This window comes from Agrobacterium radiobacter, from assembly GCF_040801995.1.
In the GTDB taxonomy this organism is placed as follows: domain Bacteria; phylum Pseudomonadota; class Alphaproteobacteria; order Rhizobiales; family Rhizobiaceae; genus Agrobacterium; species Agrobacterium radiobacter.
This window is the reverse complement of sequence record NZ_JBEGHX010000001.1, coordinates 1,034,478-1,059,764: the sequence shown is the minus strand read 5'-3', so window position 1 is coordinate 1,059,764 and position 25,287 is coordinate 1,034,478. Positions and strand designations below refer to the sequence as shown.

18 protein-coding genes are annotated in these 25,287 nt (G+C 60.7%); 7 read left to right on the top strand and 11 right to left on the bottom strand.

Annotated features, from left to right (window positions below; genetic code table 11):
• Positions 1 to 167: 167 nt before the first annotated feature.
• From clpA to MRBLRC7O_RS05340, 4 genes are all read right to left on the bottom strand, one after another.
• Positions 168 to 2,675, bottom strand: coding sequence for an ATP-dependent Clp protease ATP-binding subunit ClpA (gene clpA, locus MRBLRC7O_RS05355; RefSeq protein WP_060724133.1), 2,508 nt, complete (start codon positions 2,673 to 2,675; stop codon positions 168 to 170).
• Positions 2,676 to 2,685: 10 nt separating this feature from the next.
• Entirely contained in the window at positions 2,686 to 3,042 is a 357-nt protein-coding gene (gene clpS, locus MRBLRC7O_RS05350) for an ATP-dependent Clp protease adapter ClpS (RefSeq protein WP_003502541.1), read from the bottom strand.
• Between the two features lie 283 nt (positions 3,043 to 3,325).
• Positions 3,326 to 5,908, bottom strand: coding sequence for a cell cycle histidine kinase CckA (gene cckA / locus MRBLRC7O_RS05345; protein ID WP_003502540.1), 2,583 nt, complete (start codon positions 5,906 to 5,908; stop codon positions 3,326 to 3,328).
• Between the two features lie 174 nt (positions 5,909 to 6,082).
• The gene (locus tag MRBLRC7O_RS05340) at positions 6,083 to 6,358 is read right to left on the bottom strand and encodes a hypothetical protein (RefSeq protein WP_003502539.1); all 276 of its coding nucleotides are present in this window, start codon (positions 6,356 to 6,358) and stop codon (positions 6,083 to 6,085) included.
• A gap of 235 nt (positions 6,359 to 6,593) precedes the next feature.
• On the opposite strand from MRBLRC7O_RS05340, the gene MRBLRC7O_RS05335 reads away from it, so the two are divergent.
• Positions 6,594 to 7,838, top strand: a complete 1,245-nt coding sequence (locus MRBLRC7O_RS05335; protein ID WP_065694943.1) for a flagellar biosynthetic protein FliO — start codon at positions 6,594 to 6,596, stop codon at positions 7,836 to 7,838.
• Between the two features lie 107 nt (positions 7,839 to 7,945).
• Here the strand turns inward: MRBLRC7O_RS05335 and dksA are convergent, their stop codons facing one another.
• Complete coding sequence (gene dksA, locus MRBLRC7O_RS05330; protein ID WP_003496274.1) at positions 7,946 to 8,365, bottom strand: RNA polymerase-binding protein DksA; 420 nt, start codon at positions 8,363 to 8,365, stop codon at positions 7,946 to 7,948.
• A 302-nt stretch (positions 8,366 to 8,667) separates the two neighbouring features.
• On the opposite strand from dksA, the gene MRBLRC7O_RS05325 reads away from it, so the two are divergent.
• From MRBLRC7O_RS05325 to MRBLRC7O_RS05310, 4 genes are all read left to right on the top strand, one after another.
• Positions 8,668 to 9,144 (top strand): SixA phosphatase family protein, encoded by a 477-nt coding sequence (locus tag MRBLRC7O_RS05325; protein WP_050816408.1) that lies wholly within the window; start codon positions 8,668 to 8,670, stop codon positions 9,142 to 9,144.
• A gap of 128 nt (positions 9,145 to 9,272) precedes the next feature.
• Positions 9,273 to 10,751: a YcjX family GTP-binding protein gene (locus MRBLRC7O_RS05320; RefSeq protein WP_107675497.1), complete on the top strand. Its 1,479-nt coding sequence runs from the start codon at positions 9,273 to 9,275 to the stop codon at positions 10,749 to 10,751.
• Positions 10,748 to 11,827, top strand: a complete 1,080-nt coding sequence (locus MRBLRC7O_RS05315) for a YcjF family protein (RefSeq protein WP_003502535.1) — start codon at positions 10,748 to 10,750, stop codon at positions 11,825 to 11,827. Before MRBLRC7O_RS05320 ends, MRBLRC7O_RS05315 begins: the two co-directional genes overlap by 4 nt.
• A gap of 129 nt (positions 11,828 to 11,956) precedes the next feature.
• Entirely contained in the window at positions 11,957 to 12,517 is a 561-nt protein-coding gene (locus MRBLRC7O_RS05310; RefSeq protein ID WP_003502534.1) for a hypothetical protein, read from the top strand.
• Between the two features lie 14 nt (positions 12,518 to 12,531).
• On the opposite strand, the gene folK is transcribed toward MRBLRC7O_RS05310, so the two are convergent.
• The 3 genes from folK to folP all read right to left on the bottom strand — a co-directional run bounded on the left by folK (position 12,532) and on the right by folP (position 14,281).
• Entirely contained in the window at positions 12,532 to 13,068 is a 537-nt protein-coding gene (gene folK, locus MRBLRC7O_RS05305; RefSeq protein WP_003502533.1) for a 2-amino-4-hydroxy-6-hydroxymethyldihydropteridine diphosphokinase, read from the bottom strand.
• On the bottom strand, positions 13,052 to 13,417 hold the full coding sequence (folB, locus tag MRBLRC7O_RS05300) for a dihydroneopterin aldolase (RefSeq protein ID WP_003502532.1): 366 nt from the start codon (positions 13,415 to 13,417) through the stop codon (positions 13,052 to 13,054). The genes folK and folB overlap by 17 nt, the downstream gene beginning before the upstream one ends.
• 78 nt (positions 13,418 to 13,495) lie before the next feature.
• Positions 13,496 to 14,281, bottom strand: a complete 786-nt coding sequence (folP, locus tag MRBLRC7O_RS05295) for a dihydropteroate synthase (RefSeq protein WP_003502531.1) — start codon at positions 14,279 to 14,281, stop codon at positions 13,496 to 13,498.
• Positions 14,282 to 14,460: 179 nt separating this feature from the next.
• On the opposite strand from folP, the gene MRBLRC7O_RS05290 reads away from it, so the two are divergent.
• The gene (locus MRBLRC7O_RS05290; RefSeq protein ID WP_031234002.1) at positions 14,461 to 15,087 is read left to right on the top strand and encodes a DUF922 domain-containing Zn-dependent protease; all 627 of its coding nucleotides are present in this window, start codon (positions 14,461 to 14,463) and stop codon (positions 15,085 to 15,087) included.
• A gap of 306 nt (positions 15,088 to 15,393) precedes the next feature.
• Here MRBLRC7O_RS05290 and MRBLRC7O_RS05285 read toward each other — a convergent pair whose 3' ends face one another.
• Together MRBLRC7O_RS05285 and MRBLRC7O_RS05280 are read right to left on the bottom strand one after the other, a co-directional pair.
• The gene (locus MRBLRC7O_RS05285; RefSeq protein WP_003502527.1) at positions 15,394 to 15,714 is read right to left on the bottom strand and encodes a 2Fe-2S iron-sulfur cluster-binding protein; all 321 of its coding nucleotides are present in this window, start codon (positions 15,712 to 15,714) and stop codon (positions 15,394 to 15,396) included.
• A 130-nt stretch (positions 15,715 to 15,844) separates the two neighbouring features.
• Entirely contained in the window at positions 15,845 to 16,213 is a 369-nt protein-coding gene (locus tag MRBLRC7O_RS05280) for an Hpt domain-containing protein (protein WP_003502525.1), read from the bottom strand.
• Positions 16,214 to 16,691: 478 nt separating this feature from the next.
• Here MRBLRC7O_RS05280 and MRBLRC7O_RS05275 point away from each other — a divergent pair, with 478 nt between their 5' ends.
• Positions 16,692 to 23,039 (top strand): apolipoprotein A-IV repeat region-like domain-containing protein, encoded by a 6,348-nt coding sequence (locus tag MRBLRC7O_RS05275; protein WP_080866110.1) that lies wholly within the window; start codon positions 16,692 to 16,694, stop codon positions 23,037 to 23,039.
• 93 nt (positions 23,040 to 23,132) lie between these two features.
• Here MRBLRC7O_RS05275 and MRBLRC7O_RS05270 read toward each other — a convergent pair whose 3' ends face one another.
• Positions 23,133 to 25,082 (bottom strand): elongation factor G, encoded by a 1,950-nt coding sequence (locus MRBLRC7O_RS05270; RefSeq protein WP_111820789.1) that lies wholly within the window; start codon positions 25,080 to 25,082, stop codon positions 23,133 to 23,135.
• Positions 25,083 to 25,287: the final 205 nt, after the last annotated feature.

Here is a 25,287-nt window from a genome sequence, read left to right as displayed (position 1 = left end):
TGCTGACCCACTCGAGCATGTCGCCCGAGAATGCCGTGGCCTCGGGGTAACGTCATGCATGAAACAAAAATGAAACGCGTCGCAGGTATCAGGTAAAACGCGACGCATTTCATACATGAAAATGCCGGGCTTTCGCCCGGCACCGGTTTATCGATCAAAGACCGTGATCATTTTTTCTTCGGCACTTTCGGCACCGTATTGGTCTTGCGCCGCGGCTTGCTGGCCTCATCGGACTTATCGGCCTCGGCAACAAGGACATCCGCCTCTTCCTTGGTTTTTGCCGCCTTGGAAGCAGTTTTTGCCTTTGCCTTGCCCGGCGATTTGGCCGCCTTCAGTTCGGCCTCCGGCTGCGGCTTAACGGGCGCGGTTTCCGGCAGAACCTCAAGCTTGAGGCCGTCGGAGCCGTCATCCTTCTTGCCGACGGTGACGCTGACGACGCCGCCCTTCTTGAGCTTGCCAAAGAGGATTTCGTTGGCGAGCGGCTTCTTGATATGCTCCTGGATCACGCGCGACAGCGGGCGTGCGCCCATCTTTTCGTCGTAACCCTTTTCCGCCAGCCAGGAGATCGCGTCTTCGTGCAGGTCGAAGGTGACGTTGCGCTCAGAGAGCTGGGTTTCCAGCTGCATGACGAACTTCTGCACGACCTTGTGGATAACGGCGGTCGGCAGCGGCGAGAACGGAATGATCGCATCCAGACGGTTACGGAATTCCGGCGTGAACAGGCGGTTGATCGCCTCTTCATCCTCGCCCGTGCGGCGCGAAGAGCCGAAACCGATCGCCGATTTCGCCATTTCGGAAGCGCCCGCATTGGTCGTCATGATGAGGATGACGTTGCGGAAGTCGATCTTCTTGCCGTTATGGTCGGTCAGCGAGCCGTGGTCCATCACCTGCAACAGGATGTTGTAGATATCCGGATGCGCCTTCTCGATCTCGTCCAGCAGCACCACGGAATGCGGATGCTGGTCGACGCCATCGGTCAGAAGACCGCCCTGATCGAAGCCGACATAACCGGGAGGTGCGCCGAGCAGACGCGACACGGTATGGCGTTCCATATATTCCGACATGTCAAACCGTAGCATCTCGACGCCAAGCGAGGCGGCAAGCTGCTTGGCCACCTCCGTCTTGCCCACGCCCGTCGGGCCGGAGAAGACATAGGAGCCGATCGGCTTGTTCGGTTCGCGAAGGCCGGCACGCGCCAGCTTGATCGCCGTGGCGAGAGCCTCGATGGCGATATCCTGACCGTAAACAACCGAGCGCAGTTCCTTTTCAAGGTTGGCGAGGACCATCTCGTCGTCCTTGGAAACCGTCTTCGCGGGAATGCGGGCCATCGTCGCGATGGTGACCTCGATTTCCTTTTCGGTTATCAGCTTGCGGCGCTTGGAAGCTGGCAGCAACATCTGCGCCGCACCGGTTTCGTCGATCACGTCGATTGCCTTGTCCGGCAGTTTCCGGTCGGAAATGTAGCGGGCCGACAATTCGACGGCCGCCTTGATCGCATCGTTGGAATATCGCAGGTGGTGATATTCCTCAAAATAGGGCTTCAGGCCCTTCATGATCGCGATGGTGTCATCGATAGAAGGCTCGTTGACGTCGATCTTCTGGAAGCGGCGCACAAGCGCACGATCCTTCTCGAAGAACTGGCGATATTCCTTATAGGTGGTCGAACCGATGCAGCGGATCGCACCCGACGACAGCGCCGGCTTCAGCAGGTTCGAAGCATCCATCGCCCCGCCGGACGTTGCGCCCGCACCGATGACGGTGTGGATTTCATCGATGAACAGAACCGCGCCCGGATACTCTTCGAGTTCCTTGACGACCTGCTTCAGACGCTCCTCGAAATCACCGCGATAACGGGTTCCGGCAAGCAGCGTGCCCATGTCGAGCGAGAAGATCGTGTCATTGGCGAGCGCTTCCGGCACCTTACCTTCAACGATACGCTTGGCCAGACCTTCGGCGATCGCCGTCTTGCCAACGCCGGGATCGCCCACATAAAGCGGGTTATTCTTGGAGCGGCGGCAGAGAATCTGGATCGTGCGGTTGACCTCGTCGTGACGGCCGATCAACGGATCGATCTTGCCGTTTTTCGCCTTTTCATTGAGGTTGACGCAATACGCCTTCAGCGCATCCTGCTGCTTCTTGGCGGAAGATCCCTCTTCCTCGGGATTGCTGCGGCTCGCCTTGTTTTCACCTTCGGGCTCATCAGCACCGCGCGGCGCGCGCGTCTGCGACGTGCCTGGACGCTTGCCGATGCCGTGGGAGATGTAATTGACCGCATCGTAACGGGTCATCTCCTGCTCCTGCAGGAAATAGGCGGCGTGGCTTTCGCGCTCGGCGAAAATGGCGACGAGCACGTTCGCGCCGGTCACTTCCTCGCGGCCGGATGATTGCACGTGAATGACGGCCCGCTGGATGACCCGCTGGAAGCCGGATGTGGGCTTGGAATCCTCGTCGTAACCGGTCACGAGGTTGGTCAGTTCGTTGTCGACGTAATCGCTGACAGTCTTGCGCAGCGCATCGAGATCGACGTTGCAGGCGCCCATCACGGCAGCGGCATCCGCGTCGTCGATCAGCGCCAGAAGGAGATGTTCAAGCGTCGCATATTCGTGGTGACGCTCATTTGCAAAGGTCAGTGCCTGGTGCAGCGCCTTCTCGAGACTCGGGGAAAAAGTTGGCACGTTGCGATCCTCATTTCTTTTCCATGACGCATTGCAGCGGATGCTGGTGCTGTCGGGCGAAATCCATGACCTGGCTTACTTTCGTCTCTGCGACCTCATATGTAAACACCCCGCATTCGCCCACGCCGTGCTGGTGCACGTGCAGCATGATACGGGTTGCCGCTTCGCGATCCTTCTGGAAAAAACGCTCCAGAATGTGGATGACAAACTCCATGGGAGTGTAGTCGTCATTCAGTAAAAGAACACGGTACAAATTCGGTCTTTTCGTCTTAGGCTTGACGCGGGTGATAACAGACGTTCCGCGGTTGGTGCCGCCGCCGTCTTCCCCTTCGCCCTCGCCCTGCATGTAGATCGGCTTAGCGATCATCTTTCATCATTCTCCAAACTGTTCTCAAACCGACAGTTCTTTGCCAGGAGGGAGAACTTCGCCTCTTCATATCTAGGTCGTTAAGACGCGATTTTAAGCCCCTTGCGAAACGGTGCAATCACTATTGCGTTTGCGAAGAGGCAAACCTCGGGAAAAGTGCGGATATGGAGGGCAGCCAAGCACGGGAAGACATGGGCCGGCATTGGCGGCACGTTTTCAGGCCGGATGCAAACAGGTGCGACAGGTCGCGGCGCTGCCGAATCCGGTTCGCGCCCCCCCGGCCTTACTCCTTGTCGTCGAGCATTTCGCGAACGGCGATGGCGAGCTGCTTCAGCGAGAACGGTTTCGGCAGGAAGCCGAACTTGGCGTCTGCCGGCAGGTTTTTCGCGAAGGCATCCTCGGCATAACCCGAAACGAAGATGAATTTCAGGTCGGGATAGGACTTGCGCAACTCTCTCAGCAGCGACGGACCATCCATTTCCGGCATCACGACGTCGGAAACGACGATATCGACCTTGCCTTCCAGTTCCTCCATCACCTCCAGCGCCTCGGTGCCGGAGCCTGCCTCGTGCACGGTGTAGCCGCGGGTTTCCAGCATGCGCTTGCCGCCTCGCCGTACCGCCTCCTCGTCTTCCACCAGAAGCACGACGGCGGAGTTGCCGGTTAGGTCCAGCGGCTCTTCCTTCACGGGTTCGGGCGCAGCCACGGGGGCGAGAGCCGCCTGACCGGGCTGTTGGCCGGCAACGGCTTCCACCACATGGCGAGGCAGGTAGATACGGAAAGCCGTTCCCTTGCCCACTTCCGATTCGGGATAGATGTAACCGCCCGACTGCTTGACGATCCCATAGACCATAGAGAGACCAAGACCCGTGCCCTTGCCCACTTCTTTGGTGGTGAAGAAGGGCTCGAAAATCTTGTCCATGATCTCGGGCGGAATACCCGTGCCGTTATCGGCCACTTCCACCATGACCATGTCTTCGGCCGGGAATTCCGGACGGCCAAACGCCGCGATCTCTTTCGCGTCGACGTTCCGCGTTCTGATGGTGATCTTGCCGCCATCGGGCATGGCGTCACGCGCATTAACGCAGAGATTGATGAGCACCTGCTCGAATTGCGACAAGTCGGTCTTCACCGGCCACAGATCACGGCCGTAATCGACCTCCAGCTTGACATTGGTGCCTGATATCAACCGGTCGACCAGCATGCGCAGATCGCCGATCACATCGGTCAGGTTGAGGATCGCCGGACGCATTGTCTGCTTGCGCGAGAATGCCAGAAGCTGGCGCACCAGCACGGCGGCGCGGTTGGCGTTGCGCTTGATCTCCATGAGGTCGGCAAAACTCGGATCGGCCGGCCGCGCCTGCAGCAGCAGATGGTCGGACGAAAGGAGGATGGCGGTCAGCACGTTGTTGAAGTCGTGAGCGATACCGCCCGCCAGAGTGCCGACAGCATTCATCTTCTGCGTCTGCGCCATCTGGGTTTCGAGCGCCTTCTGCTCGGTCACCTCTATGGCATAAACGATCGCCACTTCTTCCGGCGCCTCGTCATCCTGATCGATGACAGCGTTGACATAGAAACGGAAATGCCTGCCCTCGTCGCTCGGATGGCGGGAATCGAACGGGGCGATGTCGCCCTGACGGTCCTTGGCTTCGGCCAGCGCCTGCTCCAGACGCGGCTTCTCGTTGTCGTGGATGATGGTTTCGAGTGCTATGCCGCGATCGATATCGTCACGTCCAACGACGCCGGAGAACAGCTTGAGGAAGGGCGCGTTGATGCGCAGAATGCGGCCTTCGCCATCAAGCGAGGCAATCGCCATCGGCGTGTTGTTGAAGAAACGCGTGAAGCGCATGGCGGAGGACGATTCGGTATCCTCCTGCCCCTTCGGGCGCATCAGAACGATGGTCCGGCTCTCGCCCGGCGCGCCGTCCTTGGCGGTGACCTGATGCACGAGGCGGGCCGGCATGCTCTGGCCGTTAACCCGGCGCATGTCGAGATCGAGGATTTCGGTGCGCTTTGCCGAGCCCTGCGGATGGACGGATTCAATCAGCGCCATGCCTTCGCCGGCGACGATGTCGGAAACGGTCATCGAACCGGGTGAAAACTGCGCGAGATCTATGCCGAGCCATTCGGACAAGGTGGCGTTCAGATAAACGATCTCGCCCTTGCGCCCGGCGGAAAAGAAACCAGCCGGGGCATGATCGAGGTAATCGATGGCATTCTGCAATTCGCGGAAAAAGCGCTCCTGATCCTCGCGCTCCGGCGTGATGTCGGCGATCTGGAAGACGTGCAGCCCCTCGCCGCCCGCATCCTTCAGCACCCGGCCCTTCAGCCGGTACCAGTGCGGGCCCGCATTGGAATCCCCGCCCAGCGGTTTCAGCAGCCGAAATTCTTCGTAGCCATCGCGGCCTTCGCGCAGCACGTTGATGAGCCGGTAAAGCGCTTCGGTGGATTCCCGGCTGCGCGACAGAAGCGTCTCGAGGCTCTGGATATCGCTCGCCTTCGTGGTGCCGCTCATGCGGCAATAGGTGGCGTTGGCATAGACCATATGCCCCTTGGCGTCGGTAATCAGCGTACCTTCGGGGTGAGCCGACAGGAAGCGGCGGGCAAGCCCGTCAGATTGCGACTGCGGCATGACCTCGATGAAGCCGATGATCGACGACACCAGAAAGAAGATGCCCATCATCGCCAGCACGCCGAGAATGCCGAGCACGATTTCGTTTTCCAGCGAATCCTTGAAATAGACAAAGGCGGCGGCAGCCGCGATCAGAACCAGCGCCAGAAGCAGAATGCGCAGCACCGTGCCGGAACGGGCACGCCTGTCCACCAGCGGAAGGTCGTTGTCGCTTGTCTCGCGCACCCGTGTCATCTTGGCCTCGCAGTCGTGCAGGTCGTCATTCGGTCAGCCTTATTTCCTTGACGGAATCGGGCAGCAGAATTTCTTGTAGCAACTCGCTTGACCGGCAAAAAGCTCCGCCAGGACACAAAGGCTTAAAAACGCACAGCGAAAACGGCCTGAAAGGTGTATAAAAGCGTTGAGAGACTACTGCCTGGTACAGGTAAGCTCCTTCACCTGACATTGGATGCGTGGCGCGGAACAGACGATCTTGCCGTCAGCGACGGTGCAAACCGAGCATCCGTCAGTGAAGTCGAGGCAGGAGGGATTATCGCGCACGAACTCCGCCATGGTCGCTACGTTATCCGGCGCCTTGTCTTCGGCCCTCACGATCGAATGCGGGAACGCGAAAGAGGATAGCAACAGCAAAACAATAATGAAATGCCGAGCAAGGGAGCCGTCAATGCGCAATGCTTGGAACATTCAGAACCGCTCCTTCGTCAAAAGAATTGCAACTTTCACTGTCTCTCAGCATTGAAGGACGAGATGAGGCGCTTTGGTGGCGTCTTCACGTTTGAGGCGGCAATCCTGTGGGGTGAAATGAATAAACCTTGTATCGCGCCCAAAAAAATCGTCTTTTCCTGCTTGATGTTCACAATATAAGAACCACGGCAATATTAATTGCCCAAGAAATTAAAAAGCCAGAAAATCTGAAGGGATGATCTCCATGATGGAAGATTTTATCGGCACCTATGGAAACCGTCTCATCGTCGCCGTTGTTGGTGTGGGCGTGGCCCTGCTCATTCTGGCGATTGCGCTGTGGCTTATGCGCAGACGCAGCGGTTCGGCCCCATTCATTCGAGGCGGGCGCAACCGGCAGCCGCGTCTGCAGGTTCTCGACGCAACGGCCGTGGATGCGCGCCGCCGTCTGGTACTGGTGCGCCGCGACAATGTCGAGCATCTGGTCATGATCGGCGGCCCGACGGATATCGTCATCGAAAGCGGCATAGGCGCGATCCCAATCGTCAGGGATGTGCAGGAGCCGGAACTGAAGGCGCTGCCGCGTCAGGAAAGCGAACAGAAGAGAGCCGAGCCGACGATCCAGCAGGAACGTCGCCCCGCCCTGCCGCAACAGCAGCCCGTTGCCGCTGCGGCCCCCGTTTCCGTGCCTGAAGAACCCGCAAGGCAACCACAACGGCCGGAGCCGCCGGCACCTGCGCCGCGTCCCGCACCCGTTGCAGCAGCAGCCGCTCAGGTGCCGCCACGCCCATCAACCCCGCCGCAACCCGTCTCCACGCCTGTAACGGCGCGCGAACCCGTTCCGCCGGCAAGACAGGTAGCGCCCGAGCGGGAGACAGTTCGGCCCACGCCGCCGCCAATACCCGTTGCTGCGGCTCCGGCTGCTGCCGTCTTGCCCATGGCGGCCGCATCGCTCGACATGGCCGCAGCCCGGACGGAACCCAGGCGTGCCGAACCTGTCGTGCCGGCCCCGGCACCCGTCGCACCGCCGATCCCGGCACAGACGCCCGTACAGGCAAAGGCGGAAGAACGGACTGCGGAATTCGCCCCGCCGGTTTTTGCCGCACGCGAGCCGGTGATCGACCAATCCATCGCCGCTGATTTTCTCGACGCGGCCCGGGAGCGTGTCCTTCCCGACCTGAATCCAGGGCAGACGACGCCCCCCGCACCGTTTCCGCCCAGACCTGAAAATCCGGCTGTGGCTTCCAACGACGCCGAACCGAAATTTTCCGACGAGCTCGCCAGCGATTTCGAAAGCTTCCTCGAGGCGGAGATCGCCAAAAGCAAGGAGGCGGATAACGAACCGTCCATCGCCCCTGTCGCGGAAAAGCAGGCCAAGACCCAGCCCGCCTCCCCGCCTGTCACCGGCGCTTCACCGGATGGAGACATGCAGAAGGAAATGGCGCGTATCTTCGGAGAACTTTCCGTTACCCGTGACCGCTGACGGGCGCGGGTCTTCCGACCATAAGTTCGGAACAGAAAAAGGGCACGGAAGCGAATTCCGTGCCCTTTTTATTTGCCTCGATTTGAAGGCTTGCTTGCCGCAGCGCCTTATTCGTCGCGGTAGACTTTTTCGCGACGCTCGTGACGCTCCTGCGCCTCGATGGAGAGCGTTGCAATCGGGCGGGCGTCCAGACGCTTGAGGCCGATAGGCTCGCCCGTTTCCTCACAGTAACCGTAAGTGCCGTCTTCGATCCGCTGAAGGGCTGCATCGATCTTTGAAATCAGCTTGCGCTGACGGTCGCGGGCGCGAAGTTCGATCGCCCGGTCCGTTTCGGAAGAAGCCCGATCAGCGAGATCGGGGTGGTTGGCGCTTTCTTCAGCGAGATGTCCGAGGGTCTCGCGCGCTTCTCTAAGGATGTCATTTTTCCAGGCGACCAGCTTCGCGCGGAAGTATGCCCGTTGGCTGGCATTCATGAACTCATCGTCTTCCGAGAGCACATATTTGCTAAGATCGATCTTCTCACTCAACGCGATTCTCCTCGAAGAACATCTCAATGCGGCGGTGTATACTCCAATGATAGTGGCCGATTCAAGTCTGCAGATCAGTTTTCAGGCATTTTTAAAACTGACACAAAAATCATCTAAATGACTAATTTTTATTCTTTATTCGTATTGAAGCGAACTCTTCTTCAATCACGTCAACGCGACTTACCAACAGGAAAGAGGACTTGCGGTCCTGCAACCCTATCCTGTAGCATTCATACCGTGCCCTGACATTCGAACGCCGGTCCCCGCCCTTGACAGCATCTTCCCCGAGCCGAGTTTATCTTCTGCGCCACGCCAAGGCCGCCTGGGCGGCACCTGGAGAACGGGATTTCGACCGGGGATTGAACGAAGCCGGTTTTGCCGAGGCGGAGGTCATCGCCGACCTTGCCGCCGACCGGCATTACCGCCCCGATCTGCTTCTGTCATCCACGGCCGCGCGCTGCCGGCAAACCACGCAGGCCTGGCAACGGGCCTTCAACGAAGGCATAGACATCTTCTACGTCGATGAGATGTATAATGCGCGCAGCGAGACCTATCTGTCGCTTATCGCCGCTCAGGCGGAGGCGCCGTCGGTGATGCTGGTGGGTCACAACCCCACCATGGAGGCGACGCTGGAGGCGATGATCGGCGAGGACCTGCTGCATGCCGCCCTGCCCTCGGGCTTTCCGACATCGGGCCTTGCAGTTCTCGACCATGATGACAGCGCCGCAAACGGTAAAAATCGCTGGCGGCTGGTCGATTTCCTCGCGCCTGGCAAATAATCGCTACGGCCTTTCATAAGAATTCTGCAGAGCGGCCTTCCGAAAATCCGCTGAAGCGCTTCTTTTTTGGGCAGCCGCAGCTCCCTATATTGCAGCGGTGACCGTTAAACACAGCCAGGAAACTGCCATTGTCGCCTTCTCTTACGTCCCTGACAGACAGCGCGCTGATCGCTTTCGATAATCTGGCCGACCGTGCGAGCAACCTCACCCATCCGACATTGCGGCTTGGCGTCACCGGCCTTTCGCGGGCGGGAAAGACGGTTTTCATCTCTTCCCTGGTCCACAATCTTCTGAATGGCGGGCGATTGCCGCTGTTCGAGGCCATGCGGTCCGGGCGCGTCTCGAATGTGCGTCTTGAACCGCAGCCGGACGACGCCATTCCCCGTTTTCAATATGAGGATCATATTCAGGCGCTGGTGCGCGACCGGCTGTGGCCGGATTCGACGCGGGCGATATCGGAACTCAGGATCACGCTGGATTACCAGAGCGCCAGCGGCTGGGGCCGGTGGTTTTCCGCCGGCAAGCTTTCCATTGATATCGTTGATTATCCCGGCGAATGGCTGCTCGACCTGCCGCTTCTATCGCAGGATTACAAACAGTTCAGCGATGCGACCGTCGCCCTTGCCGGAAGCGGCGTTCGTGCCGAACTGGCGCAGGAATGGCTGGCGATCGCGTCTTCGCTCGACATCAACGCGCCGGCAGACGAGATGACGGCCCGACGTCTGGCCGAAAGTTTCGCAGCCTATCTGAAAGCCTGCAAGTCCGACGAGAGATCACTCTCAACCCTGCCGCCCGGCCGTTTCCTGATGCCCGGCGATCTGGAAGGGTCGCCCGCACTGACCTTCGCGCCGCTTCCGGGCCTCACCGACGAGAAAGCGCCCAAGGGCTCGCTGCGCGCCATGATGGAACGGCGCTACGACGCTTATAAGTCGATCGTTGTCAAACCCTTCTTCCGCGAGCATTTTGCCCGCCTCGACCGGCAGATCGTCCTGATCGACACGCTGCAGGCCGTCAATCGCGGGCCGGAAGCCGTGCAGGATCTGGAGCGTGCGCTCGGTGATGTGCTTGCCTGTTTCCGCCCCGGCACCAACAGCCTGCTGTCGTCGCTGATCGGCAGGCGAATCGACAGGGTGCTGATCGCCGCCACCAAGGCCGACCATCTGCACCATGAAAGCCATGACCGGCTGGAGCGCCTGACCCGCCGGCTGGTGGACCGCGCCATCACGACAATCGGCATGAACGGTGCCGGCATCGAGGTCATGGCGCTCGCTTCCGTGCGCGCCACCCGCGAGGCGAGCGTGCGCCAGGACGGCCACGAGCTGCCTGTCATCGTCGGCACGCCGATAGCAGGTGAAACCATCAATGGCGAGACCTTCGACGGCAATCGCAAGACGGCGATCTTTCCCGGCGACCTGCCCGAGGATCCGGAACCGCTGTTCCGCAGCATCGATAGGGATGGCGACAAGGCATCGCTGCCCGATGTCAATGTCGTGCGCTTCCGCCCGCCGAACATAGATGAGCCGGGCAGCGGCGGCATCCGGCTTTCCGTTCCCCATATCAGGCTCGACCGCGCCATGCAGTTCCTGTTCGGAGACAAGCTCGCATGAAGGCTCCCACACAAAACGATCCGCAGACACGCCGCCCCGCGGCTTTCACGCTTGAGACCGAGGAAACGACACGGCCGTCCGCCACACAGAAGCGCGCGCCGCGCAGCTTCGACGCCGAGATTTCACTGACACCCGACGAGGACGATCCGTTTCTGGCACCCGAGGGAATCGATGCCAATGCGCTGCCGGTCGCGACGCCGAGGAAAAGCCGCTTCTCTTTCGGTAAGCTCGCGCTCGGTGCGCTGGGTGTCCTGTTCTCGCTTGCCTTCGGGCTGTGGGCGGATCAGCTTATCCGCAATCTCTTCTCCCGCTCCGACTGGCTGGGTTATACCGCGACGATCGCCCTCATCGTGGCGCTTTTTGCGGTTCTTGCCCTCGTCGGCCGCGAAGTCTTCGGCATCATGCGGCTCAATGCCGTGCAATCTCTCAAGGCGGATGCTGAGACGGCGAGCCTCGACAAGAGCCCGAAACCTGCGCGCGCCATCGTCACCCGCCTGAATGCCGTCCTCTCCCACCGGGCCGAAACGGCCAAGGGGCGTGCCGCGCTGAAGGAAACGGAAAGTGACGTCATCGACGGCCCGCATCTGATCGAGCTTGCCGAACGCGAGCTGCTCGTGCCGCTCGACCGGCAAGCGCGGGCACTGATTCTCAATTCGTCCAAGCGCGTCTCCGTTGTCACTGCCGTCAGCCCACGCGCTGTGGTCGATCTCGCTTACGTGCTGTTTGAAGTCACGCGGCTGGTGCGCGCCATGGCGGAGCTTTATGGCGGCCGCCCCGGCACGCTCGGAATGCTCAAGCTTCTGCGGGATGTCGTCGCACATCTCGCCGTCACGGGGTCGATTGCCGTCGGTGACGGCCTTGCCCAGCAGGTTCTCGGTCACGGCCTTGCCTCGAAACTCTCCGCCCGCCTCGGCGAAGGCGTCATCAACGGCCTGATGACGGCGCGAATCGGCATTGCGGCGATGGATCTATGCCGTCCGCTGCCGTTCAGGGCGGTGAAGCGTCCGGGGATCGGCGATTTCATGTCCGACCTCACACCCGATCTAAGCGGGGGAAAAACCGGTGAAAAAGCCTGATCTACCGGGCATTGACGGTTCAAAAGGTTACGGACAAAGCCGCAAATGAGAGTGAAATAAACCAAGCATTAACCATTCCGCCGGTAGATTGCAGCCTATCGAACAGGCTTCTTCGCCGGGGAAAGTATCATGTATTCGCGCTTCTTTTCGCTTGTGGGCGGGCTTGCCGCCATATTGTCCGTCAGCGGTGGTTTCGGCATGTCTGACGTCCATGCCGCATCGCGCGATCGCGACGACGTGTTTTTCCGCTCCGTGGCCGGTGTCTGGAAAGGTCCGGGCGAAATCGTCGCCGGTAAATACAAAGGCACCAAATTCACCTGCGACCTGACGGGCGAACCGCTCGACGACAAGCAGACCGGCATCAAGCTCGGCGGCACCTGCCGCGTCGGCGTCTTCAGCCAGCCCATGTCGGCCGTCATCAGCCAGAACGGCAACAGCTACGAGGGCAAGTTCCTCGACGGCGCCGAAGGCAAGGGACTAGACATCACCTCCGGACAGGTGAGCGGTGACAAGGTCGTCGTCGGCATCAACCGCGCCAAGCTCAACGGCGCCATGGTCGCCCGCGTATCCAAAGACAATTCGATGAACATCACCATTTCCGTCAAGGTCGCCGACCAGATGATCCCGGTCATCGGCGTGACACTGGCGCGCGATATTGATCAGATCGCTGTCGGCTCCATCAAGCCGTAAACGCCATACTCTTCTCAGCCATCACCAAGCGGGAGTGTCCACCACTCCCGCTTTTCGTTTGCGCTGACAATGCCTGTTTTGTCCGCCTGCCGTAGCCATTCCCGCACGGCCTTGCCCCTGACTTCGAGATCGGATGCAATATCGGCGAGCGGCATCAGCACGAAAGCGCGTTCCGTCATGCGTGGATGCGGCACTTCAATGCTTTCCGTTACGAGAGACTCATTCCCATAGGTAAGCACATCAATATCGATGGTGCGTGGACCCCAGCGCTCCGTCCGCACGCGTTTCATGCCCTTTTCGATATCAAGGCACAATTGCAAGAGCGCGGGCGCTGAAAGTGAGGTTTCGACCAAAGCGCAGCAATTGAAGAAATCCGCCTGATCCGTCTTGCCCCAGGGCGGCGTGCGATAAAGTCCGGAAACGGCCAGCACGCGGCAATCCTCGTGTGCATCGAGTTCGCGGAGCGCCCTTGCCATGGCGGCGGCGGGATCGCCGATATTGCCGCCAAGGCCCAATGCGGCGACGGTCTTCTTCTCAGGCACGGTGTTCAACGCTCACCTGCGCATAATCGAGAATGCCGGGAACCGGCGCCGATGGTTTGCGCACTGTGATCCTGAGCCAGACGATCTGCGGATAACGGGCACGCAGCGCCTTGGCGATATCGTTCGCCAGCGCCTCGATGAGATAGCGGCGCTGCCCCACGACGATTTTTTCGATGACGGCAAAGGCCACGCCGTAATCGACGGTATTTTCAATATCGTCGGTTTCCAGCGCATCACCCGCCTCGACTTCCATCTCGGCATCGACGAAAAAGCGCTGGCCCAGCACCTCCTCCTGCTCGAGAAGACCATGACGGGCGAAGAAAGAACAGTTTTTCAGGATGATGGTATAGCGGCTCATCGCATCGCCTCCATGGCAGGACTGTTTCTCCAGAAAGCCGCCCCCTCTTGGGGACATGGCATTCCGGCACTCATTGATCTACGCATCGGCCTTTGCCGACGTTTTGGCAAGAACCGCATCGGCGATTGCCAGTGCATCGCGCGTTGCAGCGACATTGTGCACGCGAAAAATCGAAGCACCCGCCAACCTCAGGATCGCGGTGGTCGCAGCCGTTCCGATATCGCGTTCCGCTGCCGCATCCCGGCCCGTCAGCGACCCGATGAAACGCTTGCGCGACGTACCGGCGAGAACCGGAAGGCCGAAAGCGGCAAGCTCGCCGAAACGTGCCATCAGTTCGACATTTTCCCGCTCGTCCTTGGCAAAACCAAAACCGGGATCGAGCACGACGGCATCGCGGGCTATACCCGCATCCTCGGCGATCTCGAGCGAGCGATTGAGGAATTCGAACTGGTCGGCGACCACATCGGCAAGCTTCTGCCGGTCGCGGCCGGTATGCATGATGCAGACCCCGGCGCGGGTGGCGGCGACCACGCCGGCCATTTCCATGTCCTTCTGCAGGCCGAAGACGTCATTGACGATATGTGCGCCGGCGCTGATCGCCAGCTTCGCCGTCGAAGCGCGGTAGGTATCGACGGAAATCAGCACATCCGTCTCGCGGCGCAGCTTCTCGATGACGGGCAGCACCCGGTCCTGCTCCTCGGCTTCCGTCACCGCGGCGGCACCCGGCCGCGTGGATTCACCGCCGATATCGATGATGTCAGCACCCTCTTCCACGCAGGTCAGCGCATGGGAAAAAGCCGAATCGACGGCAAGATAACGGCCGCCATCGGAAAAGGAATCGGGCGTTGCATTGACGATGGCCATAATACGGCCACGCCCATCAAGTTTCAGGGAGCGACCATGGGCCGCTTGCCACGCGTTGCTGCCGGCTGTTATCACGTAACACGCGCCTTTCGGGAATAACGGAGTGTTATGCCAATTCTTATAAGTTCCGCTCCGCCTATGCAGCAAACCTTTTTGAAGTTCAACCGGAAGGCCGGGTCATGACTAAATCATCACGTGCTCTTTGCGTCGCTTTGGCGGGCGCAATGGCACTTTCCCTACCCGGATCGGCATTTTCCGACACCATCGTCCGCAAGACCTATTCCTATTTTTCGATTGGCGGCAAAACGGCGGCCGATCTCGACCAGCAGCTTTCCAAGCACGGCCCCCTGACCCGCAATACCGGCGCGCGCCATCCCGGCGCTACCGAAATCAAATTCGGGGGCGAGCTCACCTATGTGGAGAAAAACGGCCTTTGCAGCGTCGGAACCGCCAAAGTGGTGCTAAACACCCGCATTCTCCTGCCGCAATGGAAAAACCGCCGTCGCACCACGGCGGAACTGGCCTTCATCTGGGATACGCTGCTTGCCGATATCAAGCGCCACGAGGAGCGCCATGCGGAAATCGCCCGCACCCATGCCCGTTCGCTTGAAAGACAGCTGACCTCGCTTCGGCCGCAGAAAAGCTGCGAGACGCTACAGGAAATGGTCGGCAAGATCACCCAGACGGTGATGGACGAGCATGACCGGGACCAAATGCGCTTCGACGTCGTGGAATCGAAAAATTTCGATGCCCGCATGACCCGGCTTTTGAAAAACCGGCTCGAGCAGGGCCAGAATCGTCGCTGACGGTCATTGGCCGTACCTTCCAGAATCTCGGGGAAAATCACGGACATGACGTAACGTCATGTCCTATATCACCCGTGAATTCTCGCCGTGGTGCGGTCGGCAAGACTCATTGTAGCTTGTTCATACGGTTTGAAATGGTTGCGGCCCAAGGCGGGTCCGGCGGTTGCAACCGTCTCCGGTTCTCCCGGTGCGCACTTGAGGGCTCGCAGGTGTTTCCTCCCTCGCCTGCATGCGCGTACCCGCCTCGCCCCGCTCCCCGCTACTAGGTGAGCGGGGCTTTTTCTGCGTGAAGCAATACGGAAATTTTCAGCCCTGACGCTCGGGAACATGAACGACGAGACCATCAAGCTCGTCATTCATCTTGATCTGACAGGAGAGCCGCGAGGTGGGGCGCACGTCGAAGGCGAAGTCCAGCATGTCCTCTTCCATCGGTTCCGGTCCGCCGACGCGCTCGGCCCAGGCGTCGTCGACATAGACATGACAGGTCGCACAGGCGCAGGCGCCGCCGCATTCCGCATCGATGCCGGGAATGGAGTTGCGCACCGCATTCTCCATGACGGTGGAGCCGTTGCTCACGTCGAGTTCATGGGGCGTGCCGTCAAAGGCAACGATGGTCAGTTTTGTCATGCCGGAAATCCAAAATGTGATCTAAGAACTGTTCTAAACACATAGAAAGGCCGCTCCGCCTTGGCAACCCGCTTCGAGGGCGCTTAGACGCAACCGGCCTTGCAAAATGGCAAATTTGATGGATTACGCCTCAGCGGCAAAGCTTGAGGATGAAATTTTCGGCTTCGACAATGGTTGCCGCGAGTTTTGCGATCGCCGCGCTGTCCTTGCCCTTGTCTTCCACTGCTGCCGCGGCTGCGGAAACGGCGGATGCACCGACGGCCTGCGCCGACCCCTTCAGACGGTGGGCCGTCGCCATGACGGTCTTGTCGTCCGCACCCGCCATTTCATGCAGGGCGGCGCGGGCGTTGCGGCTGAAGAGTTGCAGCACCTCGATCTCCAGATCCTTGTCGCCCATCGTCTGCCGGGCGAGATGATCGAAATCGATCGGTTTTTTACCGGTGGCAGGCGCGCCGCCGCAATTATCGGGAGCTTCGAAAACAATACTGACCGCTGCCATGGCTGAAATCCTGTCTCACCGTTTCCTGTTTCGTGTCACATCTGTGTCGTATTCACGCATCCGGGCGGCTGCTATCAGCTTAAATTACGGCGTGACGCGGGCGAAAATCTTCTGCTATGGTTAATTTATGTTAAACTTATGCGAAACAAGGCGTTCAGCGTGAAACTCAGGTTTAAAAACTGTTAAAAAGCCGACACTTCGCCACCGCCGCAAATCCGCATTAATTGTTTCGAACACCTAAATGTGTCACTACGGTACTGCCGTTCCTGCGAGGCTTAAGCTCAAGCTTTGTTATTGCGGCACAGTGATGTAATTTCGCCCGAAAGCTGGACCACCAGCAATTCGGGATTTGGTAAATGGCGGAATTGTTCTCTCTTCAAGGGATAATGTTCCGCTGGCATGATGGCGGCAGTCTGCTTGCGGATCGCAAGTGGTCAACGGCATGAAGCCGGGCGTATGTGTAACGAGGCGTAACCGCATGGCGAATAACAAGATCAGCGACTCTGTCGACGAGACTGCATTTCAGGCATTGGAAGATGCCCTGCAGCTTGGCGCTTTCGAAGAAAAGCCGGAGACGCGGAAAACTGCAGCGCCGAAGCAGCCGGAGGCCAGATTGAAGGAAGCAAGCAGACAGACCCCTGCTCCCGAGGCCGCGCGCGCGCCTGCCGAACAGACGCCCAGATCGCCCAATCTCGAGGCGGCCAATGACGGTTCCAAGCGCAGCCCGGCCATGATCCTGAAATCGCTTGAAGGCGGCTCCATTGGCGGCGCACTTCGCAACGCCACGATCATGTCGGTCATCTGGGCGCTCGGCGGCCTTGGTATCGCACATCTTCTTTATGGCAACACGCTGTGGAACATCGCCTCGCTGGCTGATCTCACCGCAATCCCCGGCCTGATGGCAATCGTCGTCGGCATCCTCGTTCCCATCATGCTGTTCTTCGCCTTCGCGATCATGATGGCGCGTGCCCGCGATCTGCGGAATGCCGCCCGCTCCATGGCCGAAGTCGCCCTTCGCCTTGCGGAACCGGAAACCGTAGCATCCGACCGCATCATGTCGGTCGGCCAGGCGGTTCGCCGCGAAGTCTCGGCCATGAATGACGGTATCGAGCGCACAATCGCCCGCGCGACGGAACTCGAGACACTCGTTCATTCCGAAGTCAACGCGCTCGAGCGCAGCTATGCCGACAATGAACTGCGCGTGCGCAGCCTCGTGCAGGAACTGACCGCCGAGCGTGACGCCATCGTCAATCATGCCGAGCGCATCCGCTCCTCCATCGTCGGCGCGCAGGAACAGATTAAAGAAGAGCTTTCCATCGTTGGCGAAGAGCTTTCGATGCGGATCGCCACGACCGGCGAGGCTTTCGCCTCTATGATCGACACGCGTTCGGCTGCGCTGCTCGAAAAATCGCGCGCCTCGACCGAAGCGATGGGCAGCCTGATCGCCGCCAAGACCGAAAACCTGCTCCAGGCGCTGAACTCTTCGGGCTCGACGATCTCCAACGAATTCGACATGCGCCTGCATAATCTCACCTCGACGCTGGACGAGCGCGGTGAAGTGCTGCTGGAGCGTTTCGCGATCCATGCTTCGACGCTGGATAGCGGCGTGGAAAGCCTCAACAGCGCGCTTGAGGAACGCACCCGCCAGCTCAACGAGACGCTGTCCAACCGCACGCTGGAACTCAATCGCAATATCGAACGCGGCCAGCAGGTCATCGGCGGTTCGCTCGATACGGTTCTCGACAAGCTGTCCACGACGCTTGAAGAAAAGGGCCTCTCCTTCCGCCAGAGCCTGCAGAGCACGGCCGACGATGCGATCATGGATCTCGATCTTCGCTCCGGCCTCTACGAGGAGCGCATGCAGGCGACGGTAGGCCAGGTCAACTCGGCCTTCGACGTGCATGTGGCGCAATTCGCCAGTGCCTTCGACCAGCGCGCCGGCAGCCTCGACAGCAAGCTGATGGAAAGTCTCGCCCGCATCAACGAAACCGTTGCCGGCGGCTCCGAAGCGCTCGACACCATGCTGAGCGCCGGTCTGGAGCGTATCGGCACCACCATGACCGATCAGTCGCTGGCGCTTGCAACTGCGCTGGGCACGGGTCAGGAAATGCTGGAAAGCGCGCTTGAAATCCGGACACAGGCCTTCAGCGACGCGATCGGCCAGCGCACCGCCGAAATCACCGACGCCTTCGCCAATTCTCACGAGAAGATCGACGCTGTGCTGTCGGAACGAAGCAACGCCCTGTTCGGCGCGCTCTCAGCCAGCCAGAACCGTTTCGACGAGGCACTCGCCAGCCGTTCGATGGCGATTACCGGCTCCGTCTCCGGCACGGCCGAACGCCTTGCCGCCATGCTCGACGAACGCGCCGCCGCGATCAACAGTGTCGTTGCCGATGTCGAGCGCCGCCTTTCGGAAACGCTCGAAACCCGGGCTGCCGCCATCACCGGTGCTGTTTCCGGCATCGAGGATCGTATTTCCGATACGCTGGAAAGCCGCACGGCTGCCCTGCACGACGTCGTCGCCGGTGCGGAAAGCCGCATCGCCGATACGCTTGACGGCCGCACGGCCGCTCTTTCCAGCGCCATTTCCGGCGTCGAGGAACGCATCGCCGATACGATGGACAGCCGCACCCTGTCGCTCGACATGACCTTTGCCAATGTCGAGGAAAGACTGTCCGAGACGCTCGACAACCGTACCTCTGCCCTCACCGGCATTGTGGCGAGCGCTGAAGAGAAAATCGCCGGCGCGCTCGACAGCCGCACGGCCACCTTCGGCGACGTGGTCGCCGGTGCTGAAACCCGTATCGCGGAAACGCTGGATGGCCGCACCGCCGCTCTCAACGCCGTGGTCTCCGGCGCTGAAGAACGCATCGCCGATGCGCTCGACAGCCGTACCATGGCGCTCGACATGGCATTCTCCGGCGCGGAGGAAAAAATCACCGAAGCGCTCGACACGCGCACCGCAGCCCTTGGCGAACTGGTGGCCGGCGCCGAGACCCGTATTGCCAGCGCGCTTGACAGCCGCACGGATTCGCTGAAGACCGTCGTTTCCGGCGCCGAAGAGCGGATTACGGATGTTCTCGACAGCCGCACCATGGCGCTCGACATGAGCTTCTCCGGCGTCGAGGAAAAGATCGCCGATATTCTCGATGGTCGCACCACGGCCCTGCAGAACGCCGTTTCCGGTGTCGAAGACCGCATTGCAGACGCATTGGACAGCCGTACCGCTGCCCTTTCCGGCATCGTGGCAGGCGCGGAAGAACGCATCGCGGATGCGCTGGACAGCCGCACTCTTGCGCTCGATATGACGATTTCTGGTGTCGAGGAGCGTATCGCCGAGGCGATGGATGCCAGAGCATCGTCGCTTTCGCTTGCGGCGGCCGGTGTCGGCCAGCGTCTCGAATCCACCGCATTCACGCTTGAAAACGCGCTTGCCAGCGGTCACGAGCGGCTCGAAACCATGCTCGGCTCACAGGCCGAGCGCATTGCCGGCTCGCTGGAGCGCAATAGCGGCCTGATCGAGCAGAGTGTCTCGGGCGCGGCCAACCGCATCGAAAGCGTCGTTGAAGACGGCAGCACCCGTTTTGCCCAGACGGTGGAAGAAGGTGTGTCCCGCCTCGAAACCAACCTCTCGCAATCGCATGAGGATATTCGCACGGCGCTCGACCAGCGCCAGGCGGACCTTGCTGCGACGCTCAGCTCCGCCACGACGCAGATGGGCGACATGCTTTCCGAGCAGGCTATGATGATCGGCACCACGGTCGCCTCCAGCGCCAGCATGCTTGAACTGTCGCTCGAGACCCAGCAGGACACGCTGCAGAAGGCAATCGACGGCAGTGCTGCGACGCTGGAAGAGCGTCTTCGCAACAGCGCCGGTGATATCGCCGTCAAGATCGGCGAGGCAGCCCGCGAAATCGGCGGGGCCACCGACGCCCTCTCCGCCCGCATCGAAACATCGATCGGCAATGTCACAACCCGTCTCGACGAGACAGGCGCCCGCATCGAGACCTCTCTCGACACCCTGCAGACCCGCGTCGGTGGCGATCTCGCCAACGTCAACAGCTCGATCGAGGACGCCGGCCGCCGCTTCGCCGACGCGCTGGAAGACAAGACGGCCGTGTTCGCCCGCACCAGCGACGAGGCCGCCGAGCGCATCACCGGCATTCTGGACGAGCAGACCACGCGTGTCGCAGATACGCTGGAAAGCCGCACCAGCCGCCTGGCAGAAACCTTCGATAACGGCACGGCCCGCATCGATGAGCGCCTCGGCACCATGGACCGTGCGCTGACGATCGGCCTCGAAAACGTCAACCGCACCATTGAAGGCAAGGCGAGCGATCTCGCTGTCAGCCTGCGCGGCGCGGTCACGTCGGCCACCCAGAGCATCGGCGATGAAGCGGCCCGCTCATCCGCCCTGCTCTCGAAATCCGGTTCGGAATTTGCAGAACAGGTGCAGGCGCAGAACGAAGCCTTCACCAAGGCCATCGAAGAGCGCTCCGGCGAGATCGTTAACCGCATCTCGGATGCGCAGACCCGTCTCTCCGGCCAGGCCGCCGCCGTGGCCCAGACCTTCTCCGAGGCAGGCAACATTATCGTCAACAAGGTTGCCGAGGCTGAAGCCGTCGTCCGCTCTCAGGTCGGTGTCATTTCCGAAACGCTGACGGGTGTCGAATCGGCCCTCGACGCGCGCGGCGAATCCATCCGCTCGGCGCTGGACAACCGCACCCGCGAACTCAACTCGATGCTGGCCAGCCGCTCTGCGGAGCTGTCTCGCCTGATCGAGGAGAAAGCCAAGCCTATCGTCGACGAATATGCCACCATCGGCCGCGAAGCCGCCGAGAAGATCGTTTCCGCCGCCCAGCAGAGCGCCGAGCTTCTCTCGCAGAGCAACAGCGGCATGGTCGGCATGGTGGAACAGGCGATCAGTGACTATGCCGCTGCCGGAACGGATGCGGCGGGCAAGCTCGTCGCAGCCACCCGCCAGAGCACGGATATGCTGTCCGAGACCCATACTGCTATGGCGGACGCCGTCGAACAGGGCATCGACAAATATGCCCGCGCCGGCAGCGATGCCGCCAACAAGCTGGTCGCCGCCACCCGCCAGAGCACGGACATGCTGTCGCAGACCCATAACAGCATGGCCGAGATCGTTGAACAGTCGGCAACCAACTTCAATTCCGCCGTTGAGCGCGCCGCACAGGGCTTCGGCGCGGCAGATGAGGCATTGAACGCCTCGGCGACCCGCTTCTCCGAATCCGCCTCGCAGGCCGCCGACATGGTGTCCAGCTCCAGCCGTCTGCTCGAAGGAAAGATCGACCGCCTGTCGAATATTTCCGGCCAGACGCTGGCGCAGGTTGCCGGTATCGTCGGACGCTTCGAAGAACATTCGAAGGTGCTGAGCCAGGCATCCGAACTGCTCAATGCCGCACAGTCGAGCCTCGTCGGCACGCTGGAGGAACGCCAGGATGCGCTGCGCAGCCTGTCCGTCGGCCTCGTCAAGCGCTCCGAGGAAATCGAAAGCGCCATGCGCAACGTCGTCGGCGTCGTGGAAACCACGCTCAACGAAGCCGAAGAGCGTTCGCAGAATGTCGCCGGCAATCTGCGTGACAATCTGCAGGCGTCCTTCACCGATATCGGCCGCTCGCTCGACGAGACCGAACAGCGCGCCCGCTCGGCGGCACAGACCATGCGGGGCGCCCTGCTCTCCGCCGGTCAGGATGCCAGCCGCTCGATCGAAAGCACGCTCTCCGACGCGCAGAAATACTCCGACGAGCTGGTGAACCGCCTGCGCGGCGGTGTCGAGTCCTCGCTTTCGGAAGTCGACAATCTTCTGGGCAGCGCCTCGGAAAAATCGAATGCCGCCGCCGCCAACCTCAAGGAAACGCTGCGTCAGGCCGTCGAGGAAGCCGTTAGCCGCTTTGCCGGCGCAACGGACGAAATCCGCCGCTCCAGCCACGACATCCGCCGCGAGCTGGATGCGACACGCGCCGAACTGAAGCGCGGTGCCTTCGACCTGCCGGAAGAAGCCAAGGAAAGCGCTGCCGCCATGCGCCGCGCCGTTTCCGAGCAGATCAAGGCCCTGCAGGATATTTCCCACCTTGTCGGTCGTTCGACCCACCAGATGGAAGTGTCCGAACCGGTCGCCCGTGCCATCGCCGCGACCCAGCCTGCCGCTGAACGCCGCGTCGAGACGCGTCCGCAGCCGGCAGCAGCCGCTCCGGTACAACAGCGCCCGGCACAGCCGCAGCCTGCTGCTGCCCCTGCCTTGCGTGGCACCCTGCCGCTTGAAAACCGCCAGGTCGAGAACCGTCAGGCACCTGCCCCGGCTCCCGCTGCCGCTCCCGCCGGACGTCGTGAAGAAGGCGGTGGCTGGATCAGCGATCTTCTGCGTGGCGCCTCGCAGGAAACGACTGCCGCTTCCGCACCCCGCGCAAGCGCCGAGCAGCAGCCGACCCGTGCGGCCGACACCCGCAATCCGCGCCACATGGTGGAATCGCTGAATTCGCTTTCGGTCGATATCGCCCGCGCCATCGATCACGATGCATCGGTGGAACTGTGGCGCCGTTACCAGCGCGGCGAGCGCGACGTCTTCACCCGTCGCCTCTACACGCTGAAGGGCCAGACGACGTTTGACGAGATCAAGCGCAAATACGAGCGGGAGGCTGAATTCCGCACCGCCGTGGACCGCTACATCACCGATTTCGAAAAGCTGCTCGCCGATGTGGCCCGCACGGATCGCGACCGGACAGTCACCCAGTCCTACCTCACCTCCGATACCGGCAAGGTCTATACGATGCTTGCCCATGCCGCGGGCCGGTTCAACTGACAGGAGGTCACGCGGAGAGGATCCCTCTCCGCGTTGCCTGTTCAAGTCTGATGTGAAAAATGACCGTCGCGGAATATTTGATTTCCGCGGCGGTCATTCTGCATTTCGGCGCAGGCTCAGCAGATAATCGCGCTCATTGAACGGATCAGCACCCGACCGCCGGCGCGGCGGCGGCGGATTATCCGCCCGTGCATAGTGGCTGAACGACGTTTCCATCGCGCCCATGCCACCCGTCAGCCCCGGCACCTGCTGCTGAACACCCTGAACCATTGCCGACGCTATCGTCCCTTCAAGCCTTGCCATGCCGCCGGAGATAACGGCGTTTCTGGTGACTGCACCCGCTTTGGCAAGAACGGTGCTCAGGCGTGTCATCGCTGCCGCCGGCGCTTCGAGGTGGAAGTGATCGATCGGTTCACAAACGTAGGTTTGCGCTTCGGTCAGCGCCATTGCCAGCACCCATGGTGTCAGCTGCCGGAAATCGGCAGCCGTGCTTGACGGTGCACTCTGCCGGGCGGCCGTCATGGCGACATGGCAATCCACCACCCGCCAACCGAATATGCCCTGCTTCAGCGTTTCGAATACGGTCTCCTCGACCGCTCGATAAAAGCTTGCGGGCATCTGGCCCACCTCCACCTCCAGTGCGAAGCTGTTTCCCGCACCATCCGGTCTTGGCTCGACCCGCAATCCGACGGTGGCGATAAAGGGGTTTGGTGCCTTGAAGATGGTTTGAAGTCCGTGCCCGATACCTGCCAGCCTTTCCACGCAGATAATCGTGCTGTCCTCAAATTCGGCCTCGATGCCAAACCCCGTCAACAGTTCCGATTGGATGATCTCCTTTTGCACCTCGCCATAGAGCGATACGAAAACCTCGTTCGTCTCGTCGTTCCTTCGCAATCCGATAAGCGGATCCTGCTCGGTCAGCTGGTTCAGCGCCAGCCAGAGCGCCGCGTGCTCAGCCGGACGGCGGGAAACGACTCGTGTTTCAAGCGTGGGTGGAGCGAAATGAAACGGGCTGTCGGCAACCGCGTCCGCGCCAACCCTGTCGCCGATCCGGGCACTCGTAAAGCCGGTGACGCGGGCGATCTGACCGGCGCGGAGATGCGTCGAATTGTGAACGTGACCGTCCTCGAACAGCTGTATTCCGGTCACTCTTACCGGTCCCTGCGGCAAAGGCAGATACTGCCGGAGCTGGATCGTTCCAGATGTCAAATGCAGATATGACAGCTTTTCACCGCCCCATCCGCGTTCGATCTTGAAGATTTTTCCCGAGACTTCTCCCTCGGGGTCGGGTTGACGAGCGGGCAGCATGTCGACAATGGCAGATATCAAAGCCGGCAGGCCGGCTCCCGTCATCGCCGCACCGGCAAAAGCCGGATGCACCAGCCCATGGGCGGTCTGATGCGCGAGCGATTGGAGGAGTCTTTCGGCCTCCACACCGTCGGGCGTCAAAAGATAGTCGCGCAACAGGTCCTCGTCATTCTCGGCAAGGATTTCGCAGAGGATGGAGAAAAATGGCTCGCTCTTCACATCCGTAGCCTCCACCCGCGCGGACTTGCCGCCAGCGCCAGTGACAGTCGACATGGCGATCGGGCGCACCCTCAACTGATCGGCGAGGTTCTGCACGACCTCATCATAGCGCGCGCCGGGGCGATCGACCTTGTTGATGAAGAATACGAACGGGACTGCGAGACGTTGCAACGCCCGAACAAGTATCCGCGTTTGCGCCTGCACGCCTTCCACGGCCGAAACCACAACCACCGCTGCATCAAGCAGCCCCAACACACGCTCGACTTCCGCAATGAAATCGGGATGGCCGGGCGTATCGATGAGATTGACGACGGTATCGCCAATGGTGAAGGACACGACAGCGGCCCTGATGGTGATGCCGCGCTGCCGCTCCAGTTCGAGGCTGTCTGTCTGTGTATTACCGGTATCGACGCTGCCCAGCCTGTCGATTACGCCGGTGTCAAATAGGAGACGCTCCGTAAGGCTAGTCTTGCCTGCGTCTACGTGGGCGAGAATGCCCAGATTCAAAGTGCGCATGAACCCTCAACTTCTCAGAAACTCCAAGGTGATTTTCGTGAGAAGGGACTCGGCGCATTGGGACCTCTATGTGCTAAAAAACCATGATCTGGTGCGCAAATCTCCGCCGGTTCGCGGAGATGCGCGCGAATTTAAAACCCTCGTCGGGATATATGTCAAGGACGGACATCTCTGTGTCCGCTCCATCAGGCGTCGCGCGGCGCGC